19 protein-coding genes are annotated in these 21,263 nt (G+C 56.4%); 12 read left to right on the forward strand and 7 right to left on the reverse strand.

Annotation, left to right across the window (positions count from 1 at the left end; all coding sequences use genetic code 11):
- Positions 1–45 precede the first annotated feature (45 nt).
- Genes rho through QZ268_RS05800 form a run of 6 tightly spaced genes read left to right on the forward strand, consistent with a single transcriptional unit; the run spans position 46 to position 6,853 of the window.
- The gene (gene rho, locus QZ268_RS05775) at positions 46–1,317 is read left to right on the forward strand and encodes a transcription termination factor Rho (RefSeq protein WP_295449418.1); all 1,272 of its coding nucleotides are present in this window, start codon (positions 46–48) and stop codon (positions 1,315–1,317) included.
- A 32-nt stretch (positions 1,318–1,349) separates the two neighbouring features.
- Positions 1,350–2,636 (forward strand): tRNA uridine-5-carboxymethylaminomethyl(34) synthesis GTPase MnmE, encoded by a 1,287-nt coding sequence (mnmE, locus tag QZ268_RS05780; RefSeq protein ID WP_295449421.1) that lies wholly within the window; start codon positions 1,350–1,352, stop codon positions 2,634–2,636.
- A 12-nt stretch (positions 2,637–2,648) separates the two neighbouring features.
- The gene (gene mnmG / locus QZ268_RS05785) at positions 2,649–4,523 is read left to right on the forward strand and encodes a tRNA uridine-5-carboxymethylaminomethyl(34) synthesis enzyme MnmG (protein WP_295449424.1); all 1,875 of its coding nucleotides are present in this window, start codon (positions 2,649–2,651) and stop codon (positions 4,521–4,523) included.
- On the forward strand, positions 4,520–5,140 hold the full coding sequence (gene rsmG / locus QZ268_RS05790; RefSeq protein WP_295449428.1) for a 16S rRNA (guanine(527)-N(7))-methyltransferase RsmG: 621 nt from the start codon (positions 4,520–4,522) through the stop codon (positions 5,138–5,140). Before mnmG ends, rsmG begins: the two co-directional genes overlap by 4 nt.
- Entirely contained in the window at positions 5,133–5,942 is an 810-nt protein-coding gene (locus tag QZ268_RS05795) for an AAA family ATPase (RefSeq protein WP_295449431.1), read from the forward strand. Before rsmG ends, QZ268_RS05795 begins: the two co-directional genes overlap by 8 nt.
- A 14-nt stretch (positions 5,943–5,956) precedes the next feature.
- Positions 5,957–6,853 carry a ParB/RepB/Spo0J family partition protein gene (locus tag QZ268_RS05800; protein WP_295449434.1) on the forward strand — a complete coding sequence of 299 codons (897 nt, stop codon included), beginning with the start codon at positions 5,957–5,959 and terminating at the stop codon, positions 6,851–6,853.
- On the opposite strand, the gene QZ268_RS05805 is transcribed toward QZ268_RS05800, so the two are convergent.
- Genes QZ268_RS05805 through rph form a run of 4 tightly spaced genes read right to left on the reverse strand, consistent with a single transcriptional unit; the run spans position 6,854 to position 9,703 of the window.
- Positions 6,854–7,207, reverse strand: coding sequence for a YbaN family protein (locus tag QZ268_RS05805; RefSeq protein ID WP_295449437.1), 354 nt, complete (start codon positions 7,205–7,207; stop codon positions 6,854–6,856).
- A 24-nt stretch (positions 7,208–7,231) separates the two neighbouring features.
- Positions 7,232–8,386 (reverse strand): radical SAM family heme chaperone HemW, encoded by a 1,155-nt coding sequence (hemW, locus tag QZ268_RS05810; protein WP_295449440.1) that lies wholly within the window; start codon positions 8,384–8,386, stop codon positions 7,232–7,234.
- The gene (gene rdgB / locus QZ268_RS05815) at positions 8,379–8,993 is read right to left on the reverse strand and encodes an RdgB/HAM1 family non-canonical purine NTP pyrophosphatase (RefSeq protein ID WP_295449443.1); all 615 of its coding nucleotides are present in this window, start codon (positions 8,991–8,993) and stop codon (positions 8,379–8,381) included. Before rdgB ends, hemW begins: the two co-directional genes overlap by 8 nt.
- Positions 8,990–9,703, reverse strand: coding sequence for a ribonuclease PH (gene rph / locus QZ268_RS05820; RefSeq protein ID WP_295449446.1), 714 nt, complete (start codon positions 9,701–9,703; stop codon positions 8,990–8,992). The genes rdgB and rph overlap by 4 nt, the downstream gene beginning before the upstream one ends.
- Positions 9,704–9,845: 142 nt before the next feature.
- Here rph and hrcA point away from each other — a divergent pair, with 142 nt between their 5' ends.
- A complete protein-coding gene (gene hrcA, locus QZ268_RS05825; protein WP_295449975.1) occupies positions 9,846–10,913 on the forward strand; it encodes a heat-inducible transcriptional repressor HrcA in 1,068 nt (355 codons plus the stop codon).
- A gap of 11 nt (positions 10,914–10,924) precedes the next feature.
- Complete coding sequence (locus QZ268_RS05830; protein ID WP_295449449.1) at positions 10,925–11,485, forward strand: nucleotide exchange factor GrpE; 561 nt, start codon at positions 10,925–10,927, stop codon at positions 11,483–11,485.
- A 112-nt stretch (positions 11,486–11,597) separates the two neighbouring features.
- On the opposite strand, the gene mutS is transcribed toward QZ268_RS05830, so the two are convergent.
- Positions 11,598–14,231 (reverse strand): DNA mismatch repair protein MutS, encoded by a 2,634-nt coding sequence (mutS, locus tag QZ268_RS05835; protein ID WP_295449452.1) that lies wholly within the window; start codon positions 14,229–14,231, stop codon positions 11,598–11,600.
- A 143-nt stretch (positions 14,232–14,374) separates the two neighbouring features.
- Positions 14,375–15,223, reverse strand: a complete 849-nt coding sequence (locus QZ268_RS05840; RefSeq protein ID WP_295449455.1) for a flagellin — start codon at positions 15,221–15,223, stop codon at positions 14,375–14,377.
- 314 nt (positions 15,224–15,537) lie between these two features.
- Here QZ268_RS05840 and QZ268_RS05845 point away from each other — a divergent pair, with 314 nt between their 5' ends.
- Complete coding sequence (locus QZ268_RS05845) at positions 15,538–17,793, forward strand: NADP-dependent malic enzyme (RefSeq protein WP_295449459.1); 2,256 nt, start codon at positions 15,538–15,540, stop codon at positions 17,791–17,793.
- 4 nt (positions 17,794–17,797) lie between these two features.
- Complete coding sequence (locus QZ268_RS05850) at positions 17,798–18,670, forward strand: ribokinase (RefSeq protein WP_295449462.1); 873 nt, start codon at positions 17,798–17,800, stop codon at positions 18,668–18,670.
- Positions 18,671–18,769: 99 nt separating this feature from the next.
- Here QZ268_RS05850 and msrA read toward each other — a convergent pair whose 3' ends face one another.
- Positions 18,770–19,435 carry a peptide-methionine (S)-S-oxide reductase MsrA gene (gene msrA, locus QZ268_RS05855; RefSeq protein WP_295449464.1) on the reverse strand — a complete coding sequence of 222 codons (666 nt, stop codon included), beginning with the start codon at positions 19,433–19,435 and terminating at the stop codon, positions 18,770–18,772.
- A gap of 142 nt (positions 19,436–19,577) precedes the next feature.
- Here msrA and QZ268_RS05860 point away from each other — a divergent pair, with 142 nt between their 5' ends.
- Positions 19,578–20,504, forward strand: a complete 927-nt coding sequence (locus QZ268_RS05860; protein ID WP_295449467.1) for a D-amino acid aminotransferase — start codon at positions 19,578–19,580, stop codon at positions 20,502–20,504.
- Positions 20,504–21,217: an HAD family hydrolase gene (locus QZ268_RS05865; protein WP_295449470.1), complete on the forward strand. Its 714-nt coding sequence runs from the start codon at positions 20,504–20,506 to the stop codon at positions 21,215–21,217. Before QZ268_RS05860 ends, QZ268_RS05865 begins: the two co-directional genes overlap by 1 nt.
- Positions 21,218–21,263: the final 46 nt, after the last annotated feature.

Below are 21,263 nucleotides of genomic sequence, written 5' to 3' on the forward strand. Positions count from 1 at the left end.
ATAATCGCTCTCCCCAAATAGCCGGGGCAAAAAGGCCATATGTTAATGACCGTCGAATCCCTCAATCTTTCTGATCTCAAGGCGCAAAGCCCAAAAAACCTTCTGTCTATGGCGGAGGAGCTAGAGATCGAAAACGCCTCGACCATGCGCAAGGGCGAGATGATGTTCCAAATTCTGCGTGAACGCGCAGATGAAGGCTGGGAAATTGGCGGTGATGGGGTTCTGGAAGTGCTGCAGGATGGATTCGGTTTCCTGCGCTCACCCGAGGCCAACTATTTGCCGGGTCCGGATGATATTTATGTTTCTCCGGAAATGATCCGCAAACATTCGCTGCGCACTGGCGATACCATCGAAGGCCAGATCAAGGCCCCGCTGGAGGCAGAACGCTATTTTGCCATGACCAGCGTCACCAAGATCAACTTTGAAGATCCTGAAAAAGCGCGTCACAAGATCGCCTTTGACAACCTGACGCCGCTGTACCCGGATGAGCGTCTGAAGATGGAAATCGAAGATCCAACGCTCAAGGATCGCTCAGCCCGGGTGATCGACCTGGTTGCGCCTATCGGTAAAGGCCAGCGTTCGTTGATTGTGGCGCCGCCACGCACCGGTAAGACGATGATTTTGCAGAACATCGCCAACTCGATCGAACAGAACCACCCAGAGTGTTATTTGATCGTTCTGCTGATCGACGAACGCCCTGAAGAAGTCACCGATATGCAGCGATCGGTCAAAGGCGAGGTTGTCTCCTCTACCTTTGATGAACCCGCAACACGCCACGTTGCAGTGTCGGAAATGGTGATCGAAAAGGCCAAGCGATTGGTCGAACATAAGCGAGATGTAGTTATCTTGCTTGATTCGATCACAAGACTTGGTAGGGCCTTCAACACCGTTGTGCCCTCATCAGGCAAGGTTCTGACCGGTGGTGTGGATGCAAATGCCCTGCAACGCCCCAAGCGATTCTTTGGTGCAGCCCGGAATATCGAAGAGGGTGGTTCGCTCACCATCATCGCGACCGCACTGATCGACACCGGCAGCCGTATGGATGAGGTGATCTTTGAAGAATTCAAAGGGACCGGTAACTCTGAACTGGTTCTGGACCGCAAAATTGCCGATAAACGGGTCTATCCTGCCATCGATATTCTCAAATCCGGTACCCGGAAAGAAGAGCTTTTGGTGGACAAGGCCGATCTGGCCAAAACCTTTGTCTTGCGGCGGATCCTCAACCCGATGGGCACCACCGACGCTGTCGAGTTCCTCCTGGGCAAGTTGAAGCAAACCAAATCCAACGCGGATTTCTTTGATTCGATGAACACCTAAAGCGCGAAGGCCAGTTAAAGAGGAAGGCCAAGATGGATACGATCTTTGCACTGGCCTCCGCACAGGGGAAGGCTGGAGTTTCAGTCATTCGCATTTCTGGCCCTCTGGCACTGACCGCAGCCAATCAGATTTGTGACCATCCTCTGCCTGCAAAAGGGCGGGGGCTGCGCTGCCTTCTGGATTTGGACGGCAGTCAGCTGGACGAAGCTTTGGTTCTTAGCTTTGCGGCGCCGGCCAGCTTTACCGGCGAAAACATTGTCGAATTTCAAGTCCACGGCAGTACAGCCGTGGTTTCGGCAGTTCTGGACCGTTTGACCAAAACCCCTGATCTTCGTCTGGCAGAGCCTGGTGAATTCACCCGGCGGGCGTTGGAAAATGGAAAATTGGACCTAGCACAGGTCGAAGCCCTGGCAGATCTGATTGACGCGGAAACCGAAGCCCAGCGTAAGCAGGCTCAGGTGGTTCTGTCTGGTGGTCTGGGACAGTTGGCCGAAAGATGGCGGGTGGATCTCATCCGGGCAGCATCGCTGATTGAGGTGACCATAGATTTTGCTGATGAAGACGTCCCTGTGGATGTAACACCCGAGGTGACAGCCCTGCTGAGTGCAGTCGCCCAAGACCTGCAGGCAGAGACCGAAGGCGTCAAGATAGCAGAACGCATTCGAGACGGTTTTGAGGTGGCGATCATCGGCGCGCCAAACGTCGGAAAATCTACGCTTCTCAATATGTTAGCGGGTCGTGAGGCGGCTATCACTTCAGAATATGCCGGCACGACGCGGGATGTGATCGAGGTCCGAATGGATCTTGGCGGGTTGCCGGTGACACTTCTGGATACTGCCGGTCTCAGAGATACTGACGATCACGTTGAAGGCATCGGAATTGAGCTTGCTCGCAAACGCGCTGAACAGGCCGATCTTCGTGTTTTTCTGGTAGAACCGGATGAAGCGATTGATTTGAAAATGCAGCCTGGGGATATCCGTCTTCAGCCCAAGGCTGATATGCGGCAAGATTCGGATAGCTCCATTTCCGGGAAGACAGGGCAGGGCGTAGATCGCCTGGTTTCCCATATCTCTGATACATTGAAAGATCGCTCCACTCAGGTTGGCGTCGCCACCCGGAATCGTCACCGTGAGATGATGCTTGCCGCAATGCACAGCTTGACCGAAGCTCAGCTTGTTTTGCAACGGGGATCGGAGTTCTATGAAATTGCCGCTGAAGATATACGGTCCGCCGTTCGATCCCTCGAAATGCTTGTGGGTCGTGTTGGCGTCGAGAATCTCCTTGATGAGATTTTCTCAAGTTTCTGTCTTGGAAAATAAGGAGTGTTTCACGTGAAACATTCAGATTTTGATGTCGTCGTCATTGGTGGAGGTCACGCAGGAAGCGAGGCAGCCCATGCTTCGGCGCGCATGGGCGCGCGTACAGCCCTCATCACACTAACACGCGATGGTATTGGGGTGATGTCCTGCAACCCAGCCATCGGTGGCCTGGGTAAAGGCCACCTTGTTCGCGAGATTGACGCGATGGATGGCGTAATGGGGCAAGTAGCTGATCTTGCCGGTATTCAGTTTAGACTGCTCAACCGCCGCAAAGGCCCTGCTGTTCAGGGCCCCCGTGCGCAATCTGACCGCGGTATCTATCGTCGTGAAATGCTCAAAAGAACAGAATCCCAAGAGAACCTTGAGATCATCGAGGGGGAAGCGACAGATTTTTTGATGCAGGGCGCTAAAGTGGGCGGCGTGGTCCTGTCAGATGGAAGTGAAATTCACAGCAGGTTCGTAATCTTAACGACTGGGACGTTCCTACGGGGGGTGATCCATATTGGCGATGTGTCAAAGCCTGGTGGCCGAATGGGGGATCGACCTTCGGTAAAACTGGCAGAACGGTTGGACAGCTTTGAACTACCGATGGGTCGACTAAAGACCGGCACGCCACCGCGCCTGGATGGGCGCACGATCAACTGGGATATCCTCGAAGGACAGCCAGGAGATGAGGATCCCACCTTCTTCTCCTTTATGACAAAGGCGTTGTCGGCCAAACAGGTTATCTGCGGCATTACGCACACCAATGAAAAAACCCACGACATTATTCGGAAGAACCTTTCTCGATCAGCCATGTATGGTGGGCATATTGATGGTGTTGGTCCCAGGTACTGCCCTTCAATCGAGGACAAAATTGTCCGATTTGCAGATAAGACCTCGCATCAGATTTTCTTGGAACCCGAGGGGGCGACGGATCACACCGTTTATCCAAACGGAATTTCGACAAGCCTACCAGTGGATGTACAGTCGGATTACGTTCGTTCAATTGTCGGATTGGAAAAGGCAGAAATTCTGCAGCCGGGGTATGCGATCGAATATGACTATATTGATCCTCGGGCGCTTTCCTTGGACCTATCACTTAAAGATGTTCCAGGTCTATATCTAGCGGGGCAGATCAACGGCACTACAGGATATGAGGAGGCGGCTGCGCAAGGTTTGGTTGCTGGCCTTAGTGCTGCCGCTAAATGTCGGGATGAAGAGCCGGTAATGTTTGGCCGGTCCAACAGCTACATTGGTGTCATGGTTGATGATCTTACCACGCATGGCGTTACAGAACCCTACCGTATGTTTACCTCGCGGGCTGAATTCCGTCTATCCCTGCGCGCGGATAATGCGGATCAAAGGCTAACACCTCTTGCGATTGAGGCAGGGTGCATCTCTGAAGAGAGAAGGATAGCCTTTTCGGAAAAGCTGGACCGTTTGGAAACCACCCGAAACGGTCTGGAAGCTGCTGTATTCACACCAAAGCAGATTTCGGCAGCGGGGATCTACGTCAATCAGGACGGGAACAAGAGAACATGTTTTGAAGTTCTTGCTTTCCCTGATGTAGGGTTTGAAGATCTCATCCCTTTGCTTCCAGATATCGCTGATACAGATATCGAGACAATGCGGCAATTGGAGAGAGACGCGCTATATGTGCACTATATTGCGCGTCAGGAGAAAGAGATCGCAGCGGTCAAGCGTGACGAAGGCCATGTGATCCCAGATGATTTTGATTATACAGCTATCGAAGGTCTTTCGGCGGAGTTACAACAGAAACTGACCGTCGCAAGACCTGAGACCTTGGCAAAGGCCAGTCGTATCAATGGGATGACGCCAGCAGGGCTGGCTCTGGTGTTGGCGCGGTTGCGTAAGAATATGCGTTCACAGGAGAAACTTGGATGAGCGAGAGAGCTCTGTTAGATCAGTTGAATGTTTCACGTGAAACAATAGAGCGGTTAGAAAAATTCGAGGAGGTTCTGCTAAAGTGGAACCCGAGAATTAATTTGGTCTCAAAAAGCAGCTTAACAGATCTTTGGCAGAGGCATATCGTAGATTCGGTGCAGGTCTTCACCTGCGTAGAAGATGCAGGTGAAAGCTGGGTGGATATCGGCAGCGGCGGCGGGTTCCCGGGAATTGTTGTCGCCATCATGGCTGCAGAACGCTCACCAAAAACCAGGGTTACGTTGATCGAAAGCGATCAGAGAAAATCGGCTTTTCTGCGAACTGCAGCGCGGGAATGCGGGGTTTCAATTTCTGTACTGACCGAGCGAATTGAACAGGCTGTGCCACAGAATGCAGATATACTATCCGCGCGTGCGGTTGCTGATCTAGATGCTCTTCTCGAATTTTCCCAACGCCACCTGGCTGTTGACGGTACAGCTGTGTTCCCCAAAGGGGTGAACTGGAAAAAAGAAGTGGATAAGGCAGCTCAGCGATGGCGATTCGACGTTGAACCAATTACAAGTTTGACTGAGACTGAAGCAGTTATTCTTAAGATCAAGGGAGTCGCTCGTGCCTGATTTATCCCGCCCGGAGGGGCCTCGAATTATCGCGGTTGCAAATCAAAAGGGCGGGGTGGGTAAGACAACAACAGCAATCAACCTCGCGGCCGCTTTGGTTGAGACAGGACTACGAGTGTTGGTGGTGGATCTGGACCCCCAGGGGAATGCTTCCACCGGCTTGGGCATCGAGAGTGCGGATCGAGACGCCACTACATATGATCTGTTGGTTGATGACGCCCCACTAAATGAAGTGATTCGTACTACGGAAATCGAAGACCTTTGCGTGATTCCTGCGACTGTCGACCTTAGCTCCGCTGATATTGAGCTTTTTGCCAATGAAAAGCGGAGCTTCTTGCTGCATGATGCGTTGCGGCAAACGGCGATGGACGAATACGATTGGGATTATGTGCTGATCGACTGTCCACCTTCTCTTAACCTGTTGACCGTCAATGCGATGGTAGCCTCCCATTCGGTGTTGATCCCCTTGCAGAGCGAATTTTTTGCCCTGGAAGGTGTGTCGCAACTGCTGCTCACAATTCGGGAAGTGCGGCAATCGGCCAATCCGGATCTGCGGATAGAAGGGGTGGTTTTGACGATGTTTGACCGCCGCAATAACTTGTCGCAGCAGGTTGAACAGGATGCGCGAGACAATCTGGGCGATCTGGTTTTTCAAACAAAAATCCCACGCAATGTGCGGGTCAGCGAGGCCCCGTCCTACGCTTTGCCAGTGCTCAACTATGATAGCAACTCCCTAGGGGCAAAGGCGTACCGTGCTTTGGCGCAAGAGTTGATATCGAATAACCAAACAGTCGCGGCTTGAGAGCGGAGTAGAAAATGTCAGAGAAAAGAAACAAACCCCGCGGATTGGGCCGTGGCCTGTCTGCCTTGATGGCGGATGTGAATTCGGAACCGGTGAGCACAGAAGTGCAGGCCGCACGAAACGCAGAGGTTCTGGTCCCGATCGAGAAGGTGATTGCCAACCCTGATCAGCCGCGCCGTCAATTCCTGCAAGAGGATCTTGATGATCTGACGGCATCGATCAAGGAAAAGGGGGTCCTGCAGCCCCTGATCGTGCGGCCTCGGGACGGCGACATGTATGAAATTGTTGCGGGTGAGCGGCGCTGGCGCGCGGCCCAGGCGGCACAGCTGCACGAAGTTCCGGTTCTTATTCGGGACTATTCGGATGTCGAGATGATGGAAGTTGCCATCATTGAAAACATCCAGCGCTCTGATTTGAATGCAATGGAAGAAGCCCAGAGCTATAAACAGCTGATGGAACGCTTTGGCCATACCCAGGAACGCATGGCAGAGGCGCTGGGGAAAAGCCGGAGCCATATTGCCAATTTGGTCAGGCTGCTGCACCTGCCAGAGGACGTGCGCGCCCTGGTCAATGACCGTAAACTGTCAGCGGGCCATGCGCGGGCTTTGATCACCTCGGACAATGCCTCTGAACTGGCGAGTAAAATTGTCAAAGGCGGGTTGTCGGTCCGGGCTACGGAAGCTTTGGTGAAAAAGGATGCCGCCGGGCTTCAGGCTTCTGCGGCTCCGCGCAGGTCGCCACGGTCAACAGATAAGGATGCAGATACCAAGGCGTTAGAGGGCGATCTTTCTGCCATTCTACGGATGAAGGTGTCGATTGATCACAAGGCAGGTGGCGAAAGCGGATCTGTCACCATTAGCTATGAGACGCTCGATCAGCTGGATGAGATTTGTAACATCCTGAGCAAATAGTCAGGCGCCAGGGCGGGTCCAGATAAAGGTCAGGACTGCTGTCAAGACGACAACCTGGATGAGCACCACATGGGAGGGGGCTCCCAATATAAGAGATAGCAACAGAACGGCGGCAATCGAAACGGTTGCCGCCTTTTTTGCGGCTGGACGAATGGCGCCACGTTCATTCCAATCCAGGATCATAGGGCCAAATGTGCGGTGGTTGATCAACCAGGAATGCAGGCGTTCGGATGAGTTGGCAAAGAAGAAGGCCGCCAGCAGAAGAAAAGGAACGGTGGGCAGAAGCGGCAGCACGATACCTATGACGGCCAGACCGAGTGACAGTAACCCAAGCGCGGCATAGAGAAATCTCATCTGTCTAATCCAACTTCAATTAGGTCAATCAACCAGAAGTTCCCGAAGCACCGCATTCAGGACTGCGCGGCCCTGATCTGTCGCGCGAATTACCTGATCCGATGTAGTTACCATGCCAAGATTAACAAGGTCGTCAACGCGGTCCTGTGGCAGGGCCTGACCCGACAGGGCAGTATAGCGTGGGATGTTCATGCCTTCGGCAAGGCGCATCGACATCATCATGTACTCAATTGCGGTATCTTCACGGGGTAGGGCTTGGCACAGGCTCTCCCCGGAGCCATCGGCCACCGCTTTCAGCCAGGCGCCGGGGGCGCGATGTGTTTCGGTGGCATAGCGCTGGCCGTTGCGTGTGACGCGGCCATGGGCCCCCGGACCGATGCCGAGGTAGTCGCCATAACGCCAATAGATCTGGTTGTGACGGGATTCTTCTCCAGGGCGGGCGTGGTTGGAGATCTCATAGGCGGGCATGCCATGGGCGGCACAGATTTCTTGTGTGGCCTGGTACATGTCAGCTGCCGTGTCATCTGTGGGCAGGTCGCGCAGTTTTCCACGGGCGTAGCGATCGCCAAAGGCGGTGCCTTCCTCGATGGTGAGCTGATAGAGCGACAGATGGTCAATCGCCATATTCAGGGCTTGGGAAAGTTCGCGCTGCCAATGGGCCAGGTCCTGTCCCTGACGCGCATAGATCAGGTCAAAGCTGACCCGGTCAAAACAGGTGCGGGCAATGTCAAAGGCGGCGCGGGCCTCCTCCACGGAATGGATACGCCCAAGGCGGCGCAGGTCCTCATTGTTGAGCGCTTGAATGCCCATCGAGATACGGTTGACGCCGCCGTCGCGATAGCCGGCAAAACGTCCTGCCTCAACAGAGCCTGGATTGGCTTCAAGAGTGATCTCGATGTCATTGGCAAAGGGCCATATTTCACGTGCGCCTTCAATCACGGCGGCGACGGTTTCAGGCATCATCAGCGAGGGGGTGCCACCGCCAAAGAAGATAGAGTTAAGAACCCGACCCTCCATCCCCTGTGAGACTCTTTTGAGCTCACTCAGGTAGGCTCTAACCCATAGTTTCTGGTCTATATTTGCGGTGACATGACTGTTGAAGTCGCAATAGGGGCATTTGGCCTGACAAAAGGGCCAATGCACATATAGGCCAAAGCCCCCATGTCGCCAATCATCCACTAAAACAGCCTTTGATAAAGGCGCTGACCGCGCGGCCACGGTGGCTGATACGGTTCTTTTCGGCCTTGTCCATCTGGGCGCAGGTCACGTCATAGCCCTCGGGCATGAACATCGGGTCATAACCAAACCCAGCTTCACCGCGAATGGGCCAGACCAGATCGCCGGCCATGACGCCTTCGAATACTTCATCATGGCCATCGGGCCAGGCCAGAACCAGGGTACAGCGGAACTGGGCGCTGCGCGGAGCATCGGGGCCTTTTGCGGTGATTTCATCATTGGCGCGAGTCATCGCCATCATAAAATCACGCCCATTGCCGGTTTCGGCCCAATCGGCGGTATAGACACCGGGGGCGCCATCCAGCGCATCAATGGTGATGCCGCTGTCGTCGGACAGGGCAGGGAGGCCGGTAGCCTGTGCTGCCGCATGTGCCTTGATCCGGGCATTGCCGACAAAGGTGTCTTCGGTTTCTTCCGGTTCCGGCAGGTTCATCTCGGCTGCGCCGACAACCTTGACGCCAAAGGGCGCAAGGATCTCGGTGATCTCCTGCAGCTTGCCTGCGTTGTGAGTGGCGACCAGAATCTGGTCGCCTTCAAACTTGCGGCTCATGCGCAGGCTGCCTTTTGCAGGGCTGCCAGCTCTGAGGTGCCTTTTTCGGCCAGATCCATCAGCTGGTTCATTTGATCGCGGGAAAAGATTGAGCCCTCGGCAGACATCTGCACTTCGATCAGTTTACCAGAACCGGTCATGATAAAGTTGCCGTCAACGCCGGCCTCAGAATCTTCGGGGTAGTCCAGATCAAGCACTGGCTGGCCGGCATAGATGCCGCAGGAAATTGCCGAGACAGGATCCATCAGCGGATCAATTTTTACGTCACCGGCTTTCATCAGCTTATTTACCGCCAGACGCAGGGCGACCCAGCCACCGGTGATCGCGGCGCAGCGGGTGCCACCGTCTGCCTGCAAGACGTCGCAGTCGATGGTGATCTGGCGCTCACCCAGGGCCACCCGGTCAACGCCGGCGCGCAGGGCGCGGCCAATCAGGCGCTGGATTTCAACGGTGCGGCCACCCTGTTTGCCTGACGCGGCTTCGCGACGCATACGGGTGTTGGTGGCGCGAGGCAGCATGCCGTATTCAGCAGTGACCCAGCCCAGACCGGAGCCTTTGATGAAGGGTGGCACCCGTGGTTCCAGGCTGGCGGTGCACAGCACATGCGTATCACCCATCTTGATCAGGCAGGATCCTTCGGCATGTTTGGTAAAGCCGGTCTCGATCGACACGGCGCGCATTTCATTTAGGTCTCTCTTTGAGGGGCGCATGGGCTATCCTTCTTTTTGCTGCCCATCCGATAGCCGCCGGGAGTGCGGGGATGCAAGCATGATTGACCTTTTCCCTGATCGCTCTTTAATGCAAATTGGCAAACAGGGTGTTCTCCAGCCAGAAATGATCGAAAAATTACAGATGACAGATGCCAAAGAGATACTGAGTGACATGAATGATCGCTCCCGGGAGGTATTCCGGGTGGTTGTTGAAAGCTATCTTGAAAGTGGCGAACCGGTTGGCAGCCGTACCTTGACGCGATCTCTCAATGAGAAGGTCAGCGCGGCGACGGTGCGTAACGTGATGCAGGATCTGGAGTATCTTGGATTGCTGGACAGCCCTCATGTCAGCGCCGGCCGCATTCCCACCCAACGCGGGCTGCGGATGTTTGTCGATGGCTTGTTGGAGGTCGAGGATCTGAAGGCCCATGACCGGGAAAAGATTGATGCCACTTTAGGCAAGAACGCCGGAGATGTTGGTGGCATGTTGGATCGGGTGGGCGCGGCCCTGTCCGGGGTGACTCAGGGTGCGTCCCTGGTGCTGACGCCGAAACAGGAAAGCGAAATCCGCCATATCGAATTTGTGTCGTTGGCACAGGATCGAGCGCTGGTGGTTTTGGTGTTCTCCGACGGTCATGTGGAAAACCGCCTGTTCACCCCACCACCGGGTCAAACCCCCAGTTCAATGCGCGAGGCGGCAAATTTTCTCAACGCGCTGATTGAAGGGCGCACCCTGAGCGGTGTACGGCGCGACATGCAGAAAGAGATTGATGCGCGGCGGCAGGAAATTGATGTTCTGGCGCAGGACATGATCGAAAGCGGGCTGGCCGCCTGGGAAGACGACGGCAATGAACAGGCCCGTTTGATCGTGCGGGGACGGGCGAATCTATTGGGCGAGGGTGGTGGAGTGCCAAAGGAGCTCGATCTTATTCGCAGCCTGTTTGATGACCTGGAGCGCAAGCAAGATATTGCTGAATTTCTTGAACTGACCGAGGACGGCGAAGGTGTGCGCATTTTTATCGGTTCAGAGAACAAACTTTTTTCACTTTCGGGTTCCTCTTTGGTGGTCTCTCCCTATATGAACTCGGATCGAAAGATCATTGGCGCGGTTGGGGTGATTGGCCCGACTCGCCTGAATTACGGACGGATTGTGCCGATTGTGGATTACACGGCGCAACTGGTTGGGAAATTGCTTTCTGACCGGAGCTAGAGGTTGAAAAAATGGCAGAGCCCAGAAACGACGATTTTTTGGACGACATCGAAAATGTCGAAGCGGAAGAGCTGGCGGCGGAAATGGCTGAAATGGACGATGCTGCAATTGAGTTGGATGAGCTGCGGGCAGAACGGGACGAGTATAAAGACCGGTTTATGCGTGCGCTGGCGGATGCCGAAAACTCCCGCAAACGCGGTGATAAGGCACGTCGCGAAGCGGAGCAATATGGCGGCTCAAAACTGTCGCGTGATATGCTGCCGGTGTTTGACAACCTGAAGCGCGCGGTTGAATCCGCCACGGATGAGCAGAAAGAAGTTTCTGCGGCGCTTATCGAGGGTGTTGAGCTGACCATGCGCGCGCTTGTTGGTGTGTTTGAAAAACACGGGGTGCGGGTTGTGTCACCCCAGGTTGGCGATCGTTTTGACCCGCAGGTGCATGAGGCGATGTTTGAGGCTCCGGTGCCTGGCACCAAGGCTGGCGATATCATTCAGGTCTCGGCTGAGGGCTTTATGTTGCATGACCGGCTGTTGCGGCCGGCCCAGGTTGGTGTGTCCTCCACTCCGGCCTGATGCTGGCAGCTGTAGCGGAACGGGCCCGCGGGGACCCGTGCCTGCGGCGCAGGTATTTTTGGTAAGATGAAAGAGCGGCGCCCAATCGGCAGCCGCCCTTTTTATTTTCTGGTTATTTGCTTGCTTCTTTTAGGCGGTAAAGCGCCTCCAGGGCTTCACGTGGGGAAAGCTCATCCGGGTGAATGTCGCTGAGCAGCTGGTCAACAGGGGAGGGACCAGCGGCAGGTTTTGGTTGTGGAGGCGGGGCAGCGGCAAAGAGTGGCAGATCATCGATCTTTATCTTTGCTCCTGCGCCTTCGCGGCTGCCTTGTTCCAACAGGTCCAGCACATCGCGGGCGCGGGCCACCACGCTGGTTGGCAGGCCGGCCAGCTGCGCCACCTGCACCCCGTAAGAGCGATCTGCGGCGCCCTTTTTGACTTCGTGCAGGAAGATCACCTCGCCCTCCCATTCCTTGACCGAGACCGTGGCGTTTTCGACGCCGGACAGCGTGGTCGAGAGCTGGGTCAATTCGTGGTAATGGGTGGCAAAGAGGGCACGGGATTGGTTCACCGCGTGGAGGTGTTCCAGCGTCGCCCAGGCGATGGAGAGCCCGTCATAGGTGGCGGTGCCGCGGCCGATTTCGTCGAGGATGACCAGAGCACGGTCGTCCGCCTGGTTGAGGATGGCGGCGGTTTCTACCATTTCCACCATAAAGGTAGAGCGGCCCCGCGCCAGATCATCTGAGGCTCCAACCCGACTGAATAGCTGGCTGACCAGGCCGATATGGGCGGTTTTCGCTGGTACGTAACTGCCCATCTGGGCCAGGAGAGCAATCAGTGCGTTTTGCCGCAGGAAGGTCGATTTACCCGCCATATTGGGACCGGTCAAAAGCCAGACAGCGGCGCCGTTGGTGGCCGAGAGATCACAATCATTGGCTACGAAGGTATCGCCGCCCTGTTGTCGCAGGGCGCGTTCCACAACCGGGTGACGCCCGCCGGTGATGGCAAAGGCACGGGAGGCATCGACGCGGGGCCGCGCCCAGTTTTCGCCGCGCGCCAGATCCGCCAGGGCGGTCAGCAGATCCAGCTCTGCCAGGCCTCGCGCGGCACCGTTTAGGCGGGCAGCCTGGTCCATGATGGCAGTCGAAAGTGCGGAATAGAGCCGCTTTTCAATCTCTAACGCGCGATTTCCTGAGTTCAGGATCCGGGTCTCAATCTCGCTGAGTTCAACCGTGGTGAACCGCACCTGATTGGCGGTGGTTTGGCGGTGGATGTATTTTTCCGACAGCGGCGCAGAGAGCATTTTTTCCGCATGGGTGGCTGTGGTTTCAATGAAGTAACCCAGCACATTGTTGTGTTTGATTTTCAGCGAGGTGATGCCGGTATGGGCGGCATATTCCTGCTGCATGCCAGCAATAATCGAGCGACCCTCGTCGCGCAGGGTGCGGGCCTCATCCAGGTCTTCATCATAGCCGACGGCGATAAAGCCGCCGTCGCGGGCCAAAAGCGGTGGCTCGGCGATCAGGGCGGCCTCCAGCAGATCCAACAGAGCCTCAAACCCGGTGAGATCCGTCGTGGCGGCGCTGACCAGCGGTGGCAGGTCTTCGCTGGCGTTTCTGTCAGCGATGGCATTGGCCTGGGCCAGGCCGTTGCGGATGGCAGCGAGATCCCGCGGGCCGCCACGTTCCAGGGCCAGCCGCGACAGGGCGCGGTCCAGGTCCGGGGTTTTGCGCAGGGCATCGCGCAGGTCTTCGCAAAGCTGATCGTGGTCTACCGCAAAGTCGAGCGCCGCAAGCCGGGCATTGATCACGTCCAGGTTTCGCGAGGGGCTGGAAAGGCGCTGTTCCAGCAGCCGGGCGCCGCCGGGGGTAACAGTGCGATCCACAGCCGAGAGCAGAGAGCCAGCCCGGGCGCCAGAGAGCGACCGTGTCAGTTCCAGGCTGGCGCGGGTGGAGGCGTCAATCTGCACTACACGGTCTTCGGCTTCCTGCACCGGCTGTTGCAGCAGTGGCAGTTTGCCTTTTTGGGTGATCTCCAGATAGTCGATCAGGGCTCCCATGGCCGAGATTTCAGCGCGGTTGAAGCTGCCAAACCCATCAAGCGCGCTGACGCCGAACAGGCTGCAGATCCTCTTTTCCGCTGCGGTGCTGTCAAAGCTTGCCTTGCCCAGCGGAGTCACGGGGATTTTGTATTCCTCAGCCAGGGGTGCGGTTGCTTCATAAGTGGGACCATCTGCCACAATCAGCTCTGAGGGCGCCAAACGGGCCAGTTCAGGCGAAAGGCGCACTTGGCTGATGGGCATGACGTGAAAGGCACCGGTTGAAATATCGGCCCAGGCCAGGGCGGATTCATCCCGCAGTTCGGAATAGGAGACGAGAAAATTATGGCGGCGGGCCTCGAGCAGCGAGTCCTCTGTCAGGGTGCCGGGGGTGACAAGCCGCACCACGTCGCGTTTGACCACCGATTTGCCACCGCGTTTTTTGGCTTCGGCCGGTGTTTCCAGCTGTTCACCCACAGCAACGCGAAAGCCCTTGCGGATCAGGGTGAGCAGATACCCCTCGGCGGCGTGGAACGGCACGCCACACATGGGGATGTCTTCGCCATCGTGCTTGCCCCGTTTGGTCAGCGCGATATCCAGGGCTTCAGCGGCGTTGACCGCATCATCAAAGAACATCTCGTAGAAGTCGCCCATCCGGTAAAACAGCAGCGCATCTGGATACTGTGCCTTGATGTCGAGGTATTGTGCCATCATCGGCGTAACTGACATTCCTGCTCTCCCGGTGGTGAATGCAGGATGTCTACAGTGGGGGCCGGGGAAGGAAAACCAAAATCAGAACGAGATGTCCCGGCGGTGAGAAGAGACACGCCGGGACAAGGCCGCTGGAGGAGTTGTGCTAGGTCTGAAACGGATCAGGAGATCGCCAGCAGGGTCTGGGGCGAGGCATTGGCGATGGCAAGCGAGGTTTGGCCCAGCTGGACCGCGACGCTTGCAGATTTTAGCCTGGCGGCGGCATCTTCGATGTTTGCATCCCGAAGTGCACTGGTGCCGGCTCGCGTGGCATCCGCAAGTTTACCAATGAATTCATTCTGACTGGTTATGCGACTGGTGGCGGCCCCCATCCTGGCAGCGCCTTCGCTGGCAAAGTTGAAGAACCCCTCGATCTCACCCAGAGCGGTCAGGGCCGAAGCACTGTCGGTGATCGCGGTACGGCTGTTGATATCGAAATCGGCGCTGCCTTCAAAATCGAGACTGTCGACAGAAAAGCTGGCCAGCCCGGCGAGCGCTGAGGAGCCGTCGCGTGACACGGCCTCTGGCACCGTCAAAGATGTATTGCCGGTGCCGTCAATATCCGACTTCAGCAGATTGACCCCGTTGAACTGGGTGGAAGAGATCACATTGTTCAACTGTTCTGTCTTTTGGACCATTTGCTCTTCTAGTTTGGCAAAATCCACCAGACCGGAGGTTCCAAGGATCGCCAGTTCTTTCATTTCTGTCAGAATCTCGGTGGCTTGCTCGGCCCCCAAGGCGGCAACAGATGTGGTCGCTTCGTTCAAGGACAGTGTGTCAGAGACTGCGGCATAGGCGCTTGTATCGCTTTCCATCACTTGAGTAATCGCCCAGAGCGCAGCCTGGTCCTTTGCTGAATTGATTTTCTTACCGGTAGAGACTTCTTCCTGGGCTTGCTCTTTTTCCTGAACCGCGCCGCCCAAAAGCTGCAGCGCCGTCGAGGAGCCAGAGTTAAACTGAATACTCGTCATATACTTTTCCCTTTACACTAAACGCTTAGCCAAGAAAATTGCCCCTGGAACCACGGGGGGCGATAGGTCATTCTGACGTGAGTTGCTTGGCGCAAACTGAGGAAGCCGCTTTAAGCTTGGGTTTACCTGTTAAGATCTTGGTTAGGAATTGGAGCGCTGAGCTGGCGAGAATGTGGCAGAAATGTGGCGAATACCCCCACATTTTAGCGGCATTTTAGGTGAAACCGCCGCAGGAAAATATTGCTGCGGCGGATTGAGGGGGGCGAAAGGCTGAGCTATGACTGAGCGCGACTAGGAGAGGACGCTGAAACCCCATGCCCAAAGCAAAGATCACCGACGAAGAGGCTCTGGCCTTTCACTTGGATCCAACCCCCGGCAAATGGGAGATCAACGCCACAGTCCCGATGACGACACAGCGCGATCTGTCGCTTGCCTATTCGCCCGGTGTTGCGGTCCCCTGCGAAGCCATCGCTGCCAACCCCGAAACCGCTTATGATTATACCAACAAGGGCAACCTTGTGGCGGTGATCTCTAACGGGACGGCGGTCCTGGGTCTGGGCAATCTTGGTGCATTAGGATCTAAGCCGGTGATGGAAGGGAAATCCGTTCTCTTTAAACGCTTTGCCGATGTGAACTCGATTGATATCGAGCTGGACACCGAAGATCCGGACAAGTTCATCGAAGCAGTGCGTCTGATGGGGCCGACCTTTGGTGGCATCAACCTGGAGGACATCAAGGCGCCGGAGTGTTTCATCATTGAGCAAAAGCTCAAGGAAGAGATGGATATCCCGGTTTTCCACGATGACCAGCACGGCACCGCCGTGATCTGCGCCGCGGGTCTGATCAATGCCTTGCATATTTCGGGGAAAAAGATCGAAGACGTGCGCATCGTGCTGAATGGGGCAGGGGCGGCGGGGATTGCCTGTATCGAACTGCTGAAACGCATGGGCGCGCGGCACGAAAACTGCATCGTCTGCGACACCAAAGGTGTGATCTATCAGGGCCGGACTGAAGGCATGAACCAGTGGAAATCGGCCCATGCCGTCTCTACTGAACTGCGCTCGCTGGAACAGGCGATGGAGGGTGCAGATGTGTTCCTTGGTGTTTCGGTCAAGGGGGCTGTGACCCAGGACATGGTGAAATCCATGGCCGACAATCCGGTGATTTTTGCCATGGCAAACCCCGATCCGGAAATCACCCCGGAAGAGGCCCATGAGGTGCGCGTTGACGCAATCGTCGCGACGGGACGTTCGGATTACCCCAACCAGGTCAATAACGTGCTTGGCTTTCCTTATCTCTTCCGTGGCGCGCTGGACATCCATGCCCGCGCCATCAACGACGAGATGAAAATTGCCTGTGCTCATGCTCTGGCGGCCCTGGCGCGCGAAGACGTGCCGGACGAGGTGGCGCTGGCCTATGGCAAATCGCTGACCTTTGGTCGCGATTACATCATTCCCACCCCATTTGACCCGCGCTTGATTCACCGTATCCCCCCTGCCGTTGCCAAGGCCGGCATGGATACCGGTGCCGCGCGCCGTCCCATCATTGATATGGAAGCCTATGAGATTGGTCTCAAAGGTCGTATGGATCCAACCGCCTCGATCCTGCGCGGGTTGAATGCGCGGGCACGGTCAGCGCAAAGCCGGATGATCTTTGCCGAGGGCGATGACCCACGGGTACTGCGCGCTGCTGTCAACTACCAGCGCTCTGGCTTCGGCAAGGCACTGGTCGTGGGACGTAGCGAGGACGTGAAACAAAAGCTGGAAGTTGCAGGGCTCGCTGATGCCGTGCGTGAGCTTGAAATCGTCAATGCCGCCAATACCACCCATTTTGATGTCTATAAGGACTTTCTCTACAAACGCCTGCAGCGCAAAGGTTTTGACCGCAAAGACGTGCATCGCCTGGTGGGGCGTGACCGCCATGTGTTCTCGGCCCTGATGCTGGCCCATGGTCATGGCGATGGTTTGGTGACTGGGGCGACCCGCAAATCGGCGCATATTCTGGACCAGATCAACCATGTGTTTGATGCCGATAATGCCCATGGCGCCGCTGGCGTAACTGCGCTGTTGCACAAGGGGCGCATCGTGTTGATTGGCGATACCCTGGTGCATGAATGGCCGGATGAAAACGATCTCGCCAATATTGCCGAGCGCGCTGCCGGCGTTGCCCGCCACATGGGGCTTGATCCTCGGGTGGCCTTTGTCAGCTTCTCTACCTTTGGCTATCCGGTCTCGGAGCGGGCAGAGAAAATGCACCTCGCGCCAGCCGTACTGGACAAACGCGGCGTGGATTTTGAGTATGAAGGCGAAATGACCGTCGATGTGGCGCTCAATGCCGCCGCACAAGAGGCCTACCCCTTCCAGCGTCTGACCGGACCGGCGAATATTCTTATCGTGCCAGCGCGGCACTCGGCTTCGATCTCGGTTAAGCTGATGCAGGAAATGGGGGGCGCAACGGTTGTGGGGCCAATCCTGTCTGGGGTCGATAAACCAATCCAGATCTGTTCCACCACCTCCACCGCCAATGACGTGCTGAACATGGCGGTCCTGGCTGCCTGCAACATCGGGTAAAGCCATGGCGATCTGGAATCTGGGCTCAATCAATGCGGATATGGTTTACACCATGCCGCATCTGCCAGTCGCCGGTGAAACCCTGGCGGCAAGTGGATTGGACCAGTTCCTGGGCGGCAAGGGGGCCAATATGTCGGTCGCTGCCGCCCGCGCCGGCTCAGTCGTGCATCACATCGGCGCTGTTGGCCCCGAAGGGGATTGGGCGGTGGCGCGTCTGATGGAATATGGCGTTGATACCCGCTCGATTGCGACGCTGGATTTGCCCACAGGCCACGCCATCATCGCGGTGGATCAGGCCGGTGAGAATCAGATCATTCTTTATCCCGGTGCCAATCGGGCCATTTCAGAAGATCAGATTGGTCAGGCGCTTAGCACCGCCAATGCCGGCGATATTCTGGTGCTGCAGAACGAAACCAATATGCAGGCGGAAGCCGCAAAAATGGCCCGGGATCTGGGGCTCAGGGTGGCCTATGCCGCCGCTCCTTTTGACGCCCTGGCCGTGCGCCAGGTTCTGCCCTACCTGGATCTGTTGTTTCTGAACCAGGTTGAGGCCGAGCAATTGCAACAGGTGACGGGCCAATCTGCGGATGCGCTGGGCGTTACTGACGTTATTGTCACCCTCGGCGCCCAAGGTGCGCGCCATTACTGTGCCAGTTCTGGTCAGGCTTTGGATGTGGCGGCTCTGCCGGTTACACCGGTCGATACCACAGGGGCCGGTGATACCTTTACGGGCTATGTGCTGTCGGCCTTGGACCGGGGCTTGCCGATGCCACAAGCAATGTCCCTTGCGGCGCGGGCAGCGGCGCTGATGGTCACACGGCACGGCACCGCAGATGTCATTCCTGATCTCAAAGAGGTGCAAAGCGCCCGCTTTTAATTATCTGCTGGGTTTCATTTGGGCAAAAATCTCCCAGGGGTGAATTACGCAAAGCGCAAGAGGGGGCTGCCCGCGTCCTGCGTCCCGAGCTTCGTTTCCTTAGTGATCTTGCGCAAAGGGCGCGGCGTTCCCCCACAGCTGCAGCACACGTGCGTCGCGGCCACAGGCCTGACGGTAGCGTTTATACGCTGCAGCCTGACGTTTGGGTCCAAACCGGGTAAAGATCAACTTGCTGCCTTTGTAGTAATCTTGGTGGTAGTCTTCGGCGCGGTAAAAGGTGTCGGCATTCAGAATTGGCGTGACAATCTTTTGTCCCAGCTCCGCCTCAGCCTTGGCCAGTGCTTTTTCAGCAAGGGCCTTTTCGCCTGGGTTAGAGACAAAAACAGCGGTACGGTAGGTCTCTCCACGATCACAAAACTGGCCGCCTGCATCGGTGGGATCAATGGAGCGGAAAAACATATCCAGAAGATCAGCACGGCTGACACGGCTGGGGTCAAACCGAATTTCAACCGCCTCAAAATGGCCCGTGTTTCCCTTACCAACCTCGCTGTAGGTCGGGTTCACTGTGTGCCCCCCGGTGTAGCCTGAAATGGCGTCAACCACCCCTGGAACTGATTCAAAATCGCTTTCCACACACCAGAAACACCCCCCAGCTAGGGTGAGCGTCTCTTGGGTTTGGGCCTCAGCCTCTTGGCCGCGCAACACGAGGGCGAGAAGCATAAATACAGTAAGGGCGACGGGTTTAAGGGTTTTGAAAATCTGCATGTTGACCTCCGTTTTGACCAAACTGCCGAGGCTTTGGGTTTGGCTCAACCCTGTGTCATCAAATGTCACGGGGAGGTGAGCGCAAGTTACCGCTTGGAAATTGGATCCAATCCTTCTAGCGTGCCGGAAAAGGAGCCCCCCAATGCAAGACATCCCGAGAAAATCAGAGAAGATGAGCACTCATCAGGCGACAGAAGACCAGCGTAATGAAGAGATCCTGATCTATCTGAACGGCCAAATCGTTCCCAAGGCCCAGGCCACGGTGAGCGTCTATGACAGTGGGTTTATGCTGGGGGATGGCGTCTGGGAAGGGCTGCGCCTGTATAATGGAATCTGGGCCTTTATCGACGAACATCTCGATCGGTTGTTCGAGGCGGCAAAGGCAATTGATCTGGATATTGGTCTGGACCGAGATGGCGTCAAACAGGCCGTGTTAGACACGCAAAAGGCCAATGAAATGACCACGGATGCCCATGCGCGCCTGATGATCACCCGCGGGGTGAAAACCCGCCCCTTCCAGCATCCATCGCTGTCGCAGCAGGGGCCAACCATGGTGATCATCATGGAGCACTCCAAGCCCAATCTGCCGCGTCCCATCCGGCTGGCCACGGTACCGCATCTGCGGGGGCTGCCGATGACCCAGGATCCAAAACTCAACTCTCATTCCAAACTGAACTGCATCCTGGCCTGTATCGCCGCCGAAAAGGCTGGCGCTGACGAGGGGTTGATGCTGGATGTGAATGGCTTTGTGAACACTACCAACGCCTGTAACTTTTTCATCGTGCGCAGGGGCGCGGTTTGGACTTCGACTGGCGATTACTGCATGAATGGCATCACCCGGCAAAAGGTCATCGACCTGTGCCGCGCCAATGACATCCCGGTGTTTGAGCGAAACTATTCCTTGGTGGATACCTATGGGGCCGATGAGGCCTTTCTAACGGGGACCTTTGGCGCTCAGACACCAGTTGGAGATATTGACGGGCGCCAGATTGGCAGTGGTGAAATGGGGCCGGTCACCGAACGTATTCGGGGGCTTTATAAAGCGATGATCGAAGCGGAGTGCACCTGATGCGAGTTGCCATGTGGTCTGGCCCGCGTAACCTGTCTACGGCAATGATGTATGCCTTTGGCAATCGCGGCGATTGTGCGGTGGTGGATGAACCCTTTTATGCGGCCTATCTGGCCCTGACGGGTTTGCAGCATCCCATGCGGGAAGAGATACTGGAGAGCCAATCACAAGAGGCCATCGAGGTTGCACAGGCGCTGGTAGGGCCGGTGCCGGCCGCAAAGCCCTATTTTTATCAAAAACACATGACCCAGCACATGATTGACGGGGTGCCGCGTGACTGGATGCGGCAGGTGACCAATGTGTTCCTGATCCGTCATCCGGCGCGGGTGATTGCCTCATATGCGGCGAAACGGGAAAACCCGACGCTGGATGATATTGGTTTCCGCCAGCAGGCAGAGCTGTTTGAACTGTGCCGAAGCTGGGGCCAGGACCCGGTGGTCGTCGACAGCCACGATATCCGCGACGACCCAGCGACCAAGCTGGAACAGCTTTGCGACAGGCTTGATCTGCCGTTTTCGTCCAAAATGCTGCGTTGGCCCCCGGGCGGACATCCCAACGATGGCGTATGGGCGCCGGTTTGGTATGGTGCGGTGTGGAACTCATCCGGGTTTGCCGGGCGGGAAGGGCCTTTGCCAGAGGTTCCGGATGATTTGCGTCCGGTGTTGGAGGCGGCCATGCCCTATTATGAGGCAATGAAAGCGCAAAAGATCTGACCAGGGCAGGAGTGGGGGCTTTGCCCCCCGCGCCAAAGGCGCTCCC

Origin of the sequence: uncultured Pseudophaeobacter sp., assembly GCA_905479575.1 — a bacterium.
GTDB lineage: Bacteria > Pseudomonadota > Alphaproteobacteria > Rhodobacterales > Rhodobacteraceae > Pseudophaeobacter.